Origin of the sequence: Marinobacter sp. UBA2688 (assembly GCF_002352785.1) — a bacterium.
GTDB classification, from domain to species: domain Bacteria; phylum Pseudomonadota; class Gammaproteobacteria; order Pseudomonadales; family Oleiphilaceae; genus Marinobacter; species Marinobacter salarius.
On record NZ_DELU01000013.1, the window covers coordinates 195,528 to 196,633 of the forward strand.

A 1,106-nucleotide genomic window follows, 5' to 3' on the forward strand; every position below is an offset into this window, starting at 1 on the left:
GCCCCGGCCATGCAGGTGGCCCATCGGAGTCACGTTGTCGATATGCTCGATGGCGCTGCCTTACGCAGCATTATTGAGGCGGAAAAGCCAAACCTCATCGTGCCGGAAATTGAGGCGATTGCCACGCCGGAGCTGGTAAAGCTCGAGCAGGAAGGCTATCGGGTGATTCCCACCGCAAGAGCCGTCAATCTCACCATGAACCGGGAAGGTATCCGTCGCCTGGCCGCCGAAGAGCTCGGGCTTGCAACGTCACCCTATCGATTTGCCGAGTCGAAAGAGGAGTATCTTGCGGCCGTCGAAGCCATCGGAATGCCTCTGGTGGTGAAGCCCGTTATGAGTTCTTCAGGAAAAGGGCAGAGCACGGTCAAGTCCGCCGATGATATTGAGACCGCTTGGGATTATGCCCAGACCGGTGGTCGAGCCGGCAAGGGAAGGGTGATTGTCGAAGGGTTTGTGGATTTTGACTACGAAATTACCTTGCTGACCGTGAAGCACCGCGACGGTATTTCATTCTGTGATCCTATTGGGCACCATCAGGAAGACGGCGATTACCGTGAATCCTGGCAGCCGCAACCAATGAGTGACAAGGCGCTGGCCCGTTCCCGGGAAATCGCGGAAGCGGTTGCCAGCAATCTGGGTGGCTATGGTGTCTACGGTGTGGAATTGTTTGTGAAGGGCGATGACGTATGGTTTTCAGAAGTGTCGCCACGCCCTCACGACACGGGGTTGGTGACTCTGGTTTCCCAGGATCTGTCCGAGTTTGCCTTGCACGCCCGCGCCATCCTCGGGTTGCCGATACCGGCGATCCGTCAACAGGGCCCCTCAGCCTCCGCAGTGATATTGCCGGAGGGTGATTCGGATGCGGTTGCCTATACAGGGCTTGAAAAAGCGTTGGCTCAACCTGACATCTTTATCAGGCTCTTTGGGAAACCTGAACTGAAGGGGCGGCGGAGAATGGGGGTCGCGCTTGCGTCCGGTAGCTCGATTGACGAGGCCAGGGAGAAAGCAACCCAGGCTGCGGCCGCTGTGAAAACCGAGCTTTGACGATAAATCGTCAGGTTTCCTGAAAAAGTTATAACGAACCGTTGACAGTCGGAGTGAGCTCT

At 56.8% G+C, this 1,106-nt stretch carries 1 protein-coding gene; it reads left to right on the plus strand.

Annotation, left to right across the window (positions count from 1 at the left end; genetic code table 11):
- A partial coding sequence (purT, locus tag B3M52_RS08300; RefSeq protein ID WP_286749392.1) for a formate-dependent phosphoribosylglycinamide formyltransferase occupies positions 1 to 1,044 on the plus strand: 1,044 nt, incomplete at its 5' end.
- Positions 1,045 to 1,106: the final 62 nt, after the last annotated feature.